Genomic DNA, 7881 nt, shown 5'->3' with positions numbered 1-7881 from the left:
TCCATGTCCGCAACGGTCAGACCCAGGTTGTGGGTCACGACCACGGCGCCCGCGTCGGCGAAAACGCCCTTCAGCGTTTCGATCGACTCGGCTTTTTGTGCGCGGTCCATTGCGGTCTCCAGTCTGGTATTCGCCGCCGGGCTTATTCCCGACGACGGATTGGCCCAGCCGCCTGCGCATCGCTGCGAAGCGTTCAGGCCGGTCGTAATGTCCGAAGGAAGCTCAGACCCCGTGCCCCCGGGGAACCGGGTGACGATGGCCGTCTGCATCCCCATCTCCCCACGGCGCCAGAGGGCTCTCTGGCATTTACGGCATGGGTGGCCCCCACGCCCCGAAGTTCTCGGACAGGACCGCCGCGGCCGAAGCTGCGACGGAGAAGGCGCGCTCTATACACGGACGGACGCAGAACTCAAGCGGCCGCTCTTCCCAAGGGTCGCCGATGGGCGTCTGATGCATCCACGCTGGGGGCAGGAAGATGACCGAACCGACCGACGACGCACCTGCTGTACGCCTGGAGGCGATGGGTCGCGACAATCTGGGCCGTGACGCCGCGCCGTGGCTGGGTCCCGTGCGGCTCGCGGTCGGGCTGCTTCAGGGTCTCGGCCTGTTCTGGCTGCATCGGGTCTCGGACGAGGGGATCGACTGGCCCGCGACCCAGCCGCTCCTGTTCGGTCCCCTTCTGCTGGTCTTCGCCTTCCTGCCGGTCATGCTGCTGGCGGGCATCGGCCGCCTGAGACTGAGGACGCTGGCCGTCTGGGGTCTCGTCGCCGGGGCGGGCCTGGCCTTGCTGGGCCTGCACGACATCGCCCGCCAGAGCGCCGACACCCTGCTCGGCCCGCCCTTCCTGTCCCCGCCCGTGATCCTGTTCTCCGCCGCCGCCCTGTTCATCGCCCATCATCTGGTCGCCCCGGCCGACATGGAACGGCGGCGCCTCGCCAGCTTCCCCGCCTATTTCGACACCGCGACCAAGTCGCTGGTGCAACTGGCCCTGTCGATCGGATTCACCGGCGCCTTCTGGGCCCTGCTGCATCTCGGCGCGGCGCTGTTCCGCGTCATCGGCCTCGACTTCCTTGAGGACCTGCTGCGGGAGGACTGGTTCTACATCCCCATCACCTTCTTCGTCTTCGCCATCGCCGTGCACCTGACGGACGTCCGCGACGGCCTGATCCGCGGCGTCCGCACCGTGGCGCTGATGCTGCTGTCGTGGCTGCTGCTGGTGATGACGGTGGTTGTCGCCGGCTTCGTCGCGGCCCTGCCCTTCACCGGCCTGCAGGGGCTGTGGGAGACCGGCAACGCGACGGCGCTGGTGCTGGCGGCTGCCGGGGCCCTGATCGTCCTGATCCTTGCTGCCTACCAGGACGGCCGCGCCGACAACCGGCCGCCGATGATATTGCGCATCGCCGTGCGCATCGCCGCGGTGCTGATCACGCCCCTGATTGTCATCGCCTTCTGGGGCCTGGCCCTGCGCATCGGCCAGCACGGCCTGACGCCGGACCGGATCATAGCCGCCGCCTGCGCCCTGGTCGGGGCGGCCATTGCGCTGGGCTACGGCTGGGCCGCTGTCAGCCCCTTCTGGCGCAGGGGCGAATGGATGCGGCCGCTGGAGCGCACCACCATCGCCGCCGCAGCCCTCGCGCTGATCCTGATCCTCACCCTGTTCAGTCCCCTCGCCGACCCGGCCCGGCTCTCGGTCGCCGACCAGATGGCGCGGCTGGAGCGCGGCGCGGTCACGCCCGATGAATTCGACTATCGCTTCCTCCGCTTCGAGAGCGGGAAGGCCGGACAGGCGGCTCTGGCGCGGCTGGCGCGGTCATCAAATCCGGAAACCGCGCGACTGGCGAAAGCCATGCAGGCCGAGCGGAGCCGGTACGATGTGCGCGTCAGGGGGGAGCAGGCCGCACCGGTGATTGAGTCATGGCCGGTCGGAACGGCCCTTCCCGTCGACTTCCTTGCATCGGCGAACCGCGTTGGCCCCACCGTCTCCTGCGCCGCCGCCGGCGACTGCGTGGCGACCCGCCGTGATCTGAACGGGGACGGGAAATCCGAAATCGTACTGGCGCGACGGTCTGGCGCGTCGATTTTCGAGCAAACCGACGGCGGCTGGCGTCTGGCCGCGAACTACGAGTTCCGCGGCTGCCGGCGCACGCTCGATCCGCGGGCGGCATTGAAAACGGGCCGTCTCATGGTCGGTCGCTCCCCCTGGCCCGCCCTGGCCCTCGGCGATGGTGAGCCGGTCAGCCCCGAGGTCAACGAGGCCTGCCCGCCTGGATCCCCGGCGGCAGCAGGCGATGAGGAGCACGGCCGCCTCACCTCGCGCTGACCCGCCTTAACCCCTCGCTCACCACCCCGCACAACCCGATCTTCACCTTGTGCGGGGTAGAAACGTCCCGGAATGAGCCAGTCCCGCGCAATGAGGACCGGCCCCTGACGTGATGATGAAGGGTGACCTGACATGACCCGGACCGTACTCGTGGTCGATGACGATCCCACCCAGCGCCGCCTGGCGCAGGCGGTGCTGGAGCGCGAGGGATACGCCGTGGTCCACGCCGAGTCCGGCGGCGAGGCCATCGACCGCCTGACGAAGGGCGGCGGCGCGGACGTGGTCCTGCTGGACATGGTCATGCCGGGCATGAGCGGGATGGAGGCCCTGGCCGAGATCCGGACCGCGGGCGTGACCACGCCGGTGATCGTGCTGACCGCCTCGGGCGGGGTCGACGCGGTGGTCAAGGCCATGCAGGCCGGAGCGCAGGATTTCTTCGTCAAGCCGGTATCGGCCGAACGCCTGCTGGTCGGCGTCCGCAACGCCCTGCAGTTGACCCAGCTGACGGCCGAGGTCGGGCGGCTGAAGAAGCACGTTTCCGGCCGCACCTCGTTCGACGACCTGGTCGGCCAGAGCGCGCCGATGCGGATGGTGCGCTCCCTGGGCGTGCGCGCCGCCAAATCCGGCATCCCGGTGCTGATCACTGGCGAGAGCGGCGTCGGCAAGGAAGTCATCGCCCGCGCCCTCCACGGCGCCTCGGACCGCGGCGGCAAGCCGTTCGTGGCCGTCAACTGCGGCGCCCTGCCCGTCAACCTCGTGGAGTCGATTCTGTTCGGCCACGAGAAGGGCAGTTTCACCGGAGCCAGCGACAAGCACCTGGGCAAGTTCGCCGAGGCCAGCGGCGGCACCCTGTTCCTCGACGAGATCGGCGAACTGCCGCTGGACATGCAGGTCAAGCTGCTGCGGGCGCTGCAGGAAGGCGAGATCGATCCGGTCGGCTCCAAGCGCTCGGTCAAGGTCGACGTGCGCATCGTCTCGGCCACCAACCGCGACCTGGCGGAACAGGTGCGCGAGGGCCGCTTCCGCGAGGACCTGTTCTATCGTCTGAATGTGTTCCCGATCGAGGCCCCGGCCCTGCGCGACCGCCGCGAGGACATTCCCGCCCTGGTCGACCACTTCATCGCCCGCTTCAACGTCGAGGAAGGCAAGCGCGTCGCCGGCTGCGCGCCCGAAACCCTCGCCCTGTTGTCCGCCTTCGACTGGCCCGGCAACGTGCGCCAGCTCGAGAACGCCATCTACCGGGCCATCGTGCTGTCCGACTCGCCGTTCCTGCAGCCGCACGACTTCCCCGCAATTTCGGGCGTCTCCGCGCCCTTCCTGCCGGCCGAGCAGGCGGGCGCCGAAACGGTGGCGGCCTTCACGGCCGCGCCGGCGAACGACGGCCTCGGCCTGCCGCCGCTCCCGGACACGCCGATCCGCATCCTCGACGATCGCGGCCATCTGCGCACGCTGGAAGAGATCGAGCGTGACCTGATCCAGCACGCCATAGAGGTCTACGCCGGCCATATGTCCGAGATCGCGCGCCGTCTCGGCATCGGCCGCTCGACCCTCTACCGCAAGGTCCGCGAGCAGGGCCTCGAGGGCGTGTTGAAGGACGCGGGCTGAGACATCCCGGCCACGCCTGCCGAAATGCCCGCAGCCTGAACGAAAGTTCACTGAACACCGGCGGCGGCGGCGTGCGACACGAACGGGACCGCAACTCCCGGTTTCGCGTCTGAAACACGACGGAAACACCGGGGCGGCACGTTGAACGCCCGTTATCCCCTTCCCGGAACGCCGCCGCATGCTGCTTGTGACCACCGCCCTGTCCGGCCTCATGGCCGGCGCGATCCAGAGCGCGCCGGCGCAGGCCGCACCGCCGCCCCGGCAGCAGCCGCCGGCCGGACAGACGCAGGAGCCGGCCCCGCAGGAGGACGAGGCTCCCCTGCCGACAGCGACGGAAGAGGACACCCGCGACGCGGTGGACCTCGGCACCGTCGACGTCACCGGACAGCGGCCGAGAGGCAGCGTCGACAGCGACATCCCGCCGGACCTGACGCTCAGCGCCGAGGAAATCCAGGCCTACGGCGCCTCCAGCATCGCTGAACTCCTGACCTATCTGGAGCCGGTGACCCGCAGTTCGCGCGGCTCCGGCGGCCAGCCGGTGATGCTCGTCAACGGGCGGCGCATTTCGGGCTTCCGTGAGATCCAGGGCATCCCGCCCGAGGCGATCGAGCGCGTCGATATCCTCCCCGAGGAGGTCGCGCTGGAATATGGCTACCGCGCCGACCAGCGGGTGGTGAACTTCGTTCTGAAGGCGAATTTCCGTTCGGTCACCACGCAGGTCGAGGGACGCGTTCCCACCGCCGGCGGCCGCACGACCACGGGGCTCGACGCCAATCTGCTGCGCATCTCCGGCGGCGAGCGCTGGTCGATGGAACTCGAATACGACCGGGCCACGCCGCTGTTCGAGAGCGAGCGCGACCTCGTCCGCGACCCGGGATCGACGCCGTTCGATCTGACCGGCAACATTTCCGGCCTGCCCTTCGGAGACGAGATCGATCCGGCCTTGTCGGGCCAGGTCGGCGAGGTGGCGACAGTCGCCCCGGTCCCGACCACCGGCTTCAGCCTCAACGACTTCGCCGCGGCCTACGGCGATCCGCGCACGGGCGATCTGGGCGCCTACCGCACGCTGATGTCCGCCACCGAGAGCGCGTCGGTCGGCGGCTCGATCAAGCGCGACCTCGACGGCACGACCCAGATCACCTTCAGGGGCAGCCTGCAGGACGACAGCAACCGCAGCTTCAACGGCTTGCCGGGCGTGGTGCTGACCCTGCCGGACGGCAACCCCTTCTCGCCCTTCGCCGACGACGTGATGGTCTACCGCTATCTGGATGACGCCGACTCGCTGGCGAGGCGGACCGACACCCTGACCGGCGAGGCCGGCGTCCTGCTTGACGGCTTCCTCGGAGAGGAGTGGCGCTGGACCTTCAACGGCGCGTTCACGCGGGTCGAGACCGACACCGTCACCGGACGCGGCTACAGCGCCGCCCCCTTCCAGGCCCGGCTCGACGCCGGCGACGCCGCCGCCAATCCGTTCGGCCTGCTCGCCACCGCCGACTTCACGCCGGTTGCGAACGACACCGCCCGATCGGTGTCGCAGCGCCTCGACACCGAACTGGTGCTGAACGGCGACCTGTGGGACCTCCCCGCCGGGGGGGTCTCCACCACCTTCAAGGTCGGCGCCGACAGCCTGTCGCTGGACTCCACCAGCACCCGCGGCGGCCTGACCACGGAGCGCAAGCAGTCGCGCGACCGCCTCAGCGGCCTGACCAATGTGACCTTCCCCATCGCCAGCCGGCGTTCCGAGGTTCTGCCGCTGCTCGGCGACCTTTCGATCGGCGTCAACGCAGGCTTCGAGGACCTGTCCGATTTCGGCGGCCTGTCGATCTTCGGCGCCACGGTCAACTGGTCTCCGGTCGAGCCGCTCTCCTTCCTGTTCAGCTACACGGACGAGGAGGGTTCGCCGAGCATCAGCCAGCTCAACAACCCGCTGATCGCCACGCCGAACGTCCCGGTGTTCGACTTCGCCACCGGGGAGACTGTGCAGGTCACGCGGTTCGAGGGCGGCAATCCCGATCTGGACGCCGAGACCCGCCGTATCTGGAAGGCCGGCGTCACCCTGCGCCCGATCAAGGACGAAGACCTGACGCTCAGCTCGACCTGGACCCGCAACGCCACCGACGACGCGATCAACAGCTTCCCCACCATCACTTCCGAGCTCGAGGCCGCCCTGCCCGGCCGCTTCACCCGCGACCCCGACGGCAACCTGATCTCGATCGACGCACGACCGCTCAATTTCGCCCGCGCCGAGCGCGAAGACATCCGGACCGGCTTCAACTTCTCCAAGGCCTTCGGCACGCCCACGGCGCCCGCGCCGGGCGCGGCGGGGGGCCTGCGGCCCGGCGGTCCGATGATCATCGGCGGGCCCGGCGGCGGGGGCGACCGTCCCCGGGGCGAAGGACGGGACGGAGGCGGCGGCGGCGGCCCGGTCATACGCATGGGCGGCGGCGGCGGCGGGCGCGGGGGCGGCATGCAGCCGGGCCAGGGCCGCTTCATGGTCTCGATCTACCACACCTACCGGCTGCAGGATGAGATCCTGATCGCCGAGGGGCTGCCGATCCTCGACCTGCTGGACGGCGCAGCCACTTCCAGCCGCGGCGGCAGTCCCCGGCACGAGATTCAGGCCCAGACGGGCGTGTTCAAGAACGGCATGGGCGCCTTCCTCAACGCCAACTGGCGCGACGACACCCGTATCGACGGCGGGACCGGGCCCGACCTGTTCTTCTCGGACCTCACGACAGTCAATCTGAACGTCTTCATCGATCTCGGCGCCCAGGCCGGCTGGGTCGAGAAATACCCGTGGCTGAAGGGCGCGCGCCTGCAGCTCGGCGTCCGCAACCTGTTCGACAGCCGCACCGAGGTGACCAGCAGCGCCGGCGACACCCCGCTCAACTATCAGCCCGACTATCTGGACCCGGAGGGCCGCAGCATCGGCATTTCGCTGCGCAAGATCCTGTTCTGATCAGTCGCTGGACGGCCCGGGCGCCTTGCGGCCCCATCGCCGCTTCGGCGCCTCGCCCCTGGCCTTGGCGGCGATTTCCTTGAGCTTGCGGCCCTGCATGGACGACAGGGCCTGACCGGGCGCGCCCAATTCGGGATCGCCGAATGCGCGGCCGTGGGTCTTCACCCGCTCCGACACCGAGTCGAGGAACTCGCCCTCCCATTCGGACAGCGAAACGCCCGCCTTCTCGGCCGAGCGGCGGGCGCGTCTGAGGGCGTTGAGGGCGGCGCGCTGGGCCGCCTTGCGTTCGACCTCGAACGGAGAGGGCGGCTTCTTCGAGCCGCCCTTCCCTCCACCGAAGCCGGTTCGCTTCAGTGTCAGATCTCGCCGAGGGCGGACATGTAGAGGTCGAGGATGGCGTCCTCTTCCTGGCGCTTGGCCTTGTCCTGCTTGCGGATGCGGATGACCTTGCGAAGGATCTTGACGTCGTAGCCCTCGCCCTTGGCCTCGGCGAAGACCTCCTTCATGTCGGCCATGACCGCCTGCTTGTCCTCCTCCAGCCGCTCGAGGCGCTCGATAATGGTGCGCAGCCGGCCCTGGGCCGTGGCGGTCAGGACGTCGGGGCTGGCGTCGAAGGATGCGTCGTCGGCCACGGGCGGACTCCTGATAAGCGGGGAACGAAAGAGAGGCCGGACGCTAACCACGCCTGTCCGGCCGGCTCAACATCCGGCACGAAAAAGGCCGCGGACAAAGCCCGCGACCTGTGGATAGCTGCGCTCAGGCAGCGGGCGACCGCGTCGCCCGCGTCGGCGCGCTAACTCAGCCCTGCTTCGCCTTGAAGCGCGGGTCCGTCTTGTTGATCACATAGACGACGCCCTTGCGGCGCACGACCTTGCAGTCGCGGTGGCGACCCTTGAGCGACTTGAGCGAGCTGCGGACCTTCATGGTCGTCGTCCTGAGGCAAAGCAAAACAGAAAAGCCGCGGGACGAACCTGCGGCGGAGCGGTGCGTATAGAGA

General features: G+C 69.3%; 6 protein-coding genes and 1 pseudogene. 3 read left to right on the top strand and 4 right to left on the bottom strand.

Going from position 1 to position 7881, the window contains the following annotated elements:
- A pseudogene (locus tag VGD32_RS07430) lies at positions 1 to 269 on the bottom strand (hypothetical protein); the annotation flags it as partial.
- 206 nt (positions 270 to 475) lie between these two features.
- Between VGD32_RS07430 and VGD32_RS07425 the strand changes: the two are divergent.
- From VGD32_RS07425 to VGD32_RS07415, 3 genes are all read left to right on the top strand, one after another.
- Positions 476 to 2320 carry an FG-GAP repeat domain-containing protein gene (locus VGD32_RS07425; RefSeq protein WP_331031263.1) on the top strand — a complete coding sequence of 615 codons (1845 nt, stop codon included), beginning with the start codon at positions 476 to 478 and terminating at the stop codon, positions 2318 to 2320.
- Positions 2321 to 2452: 132 nt separating this feature from the next.
- A complete protein-coding gene (locus tag VGD32_RS07420; RefSeq protein ID WP_331031262.1) occupies positions 2453 to 3925 on the top strand; it encodes a sigma-54 dependent transcriptional regulator in 1473 nt (490 codons plus the stop codon).
- 178 nt (positions 3926 to 4103) lie between these two features.
- Entirely contained in the window at positions 4104 to 6884 is a 2781-nt protein-coding gene (locus VGD32_RS07415) for a TonB-dependent receptor plug domain-containing protein (protein ID WP_331031261.1), read from the top strand.
- Here VGD32_RS07415 and VGD32_RS07410 read toward each other — a convergent pair whose 3' ends face one another.
- The 3 genes from VGD32_RS07410 to ykgO all read right to left on the bottom strand — a co-directional run bounded on the left by VGD32_RS07410 (position 6885) and on the right by ykgO (position 7808).
- Positions 6885 to 7238 carry a hypothetical protein gene (locus VGD32_RS07410; protein ID WP_331031264.1) on the bottom strand — a complete coding sequence of 118 codons (354 nt, stop codon included), beginning with the start codon at positions 7236 to 7238 and terminating at the stop codon, positions 6885 to 6887.
- 2 nt (positions 7239 to 7240) lie between these two features.
- A complete protein-coding gene (locus VGD32_RS07405) occupies positions 7241 to 7516 on the bottom strand; it encodes a DUF2312 domain-containing protein (protein WP_331031260.1) in 276 nt (91 codons plus the stop codon).
- A 166-nt stretch (positions 7517 to 7682) separates the two neighbouring features.
- Entirely contained in the window at positions 7683 to 7808 is a 126-nt protein-coding gene (gene ykgO, locus VGD32_RS07400) for a type B 50S ribosomal protein L36 (RefSeq protein ID WP_168044709.1), read from the bottom strand.
- Between the last annotated feature and the right edge of the window lie 73 nt (positions 7809 to 7881).

This window comes from Brevundimonas sp., from assembly GCF_036402095.1.
In the GTDB taxonomy this organism is placed as follows: domain Bacteria; phylum Pseudomonadota; class Alphaproteobacteria; order Caulobacterales; family Caulobacteraceae; genus Brevundimonas.
This window is presented reverse-complemented; position numbering and strand designations above follow the sequence as displayed.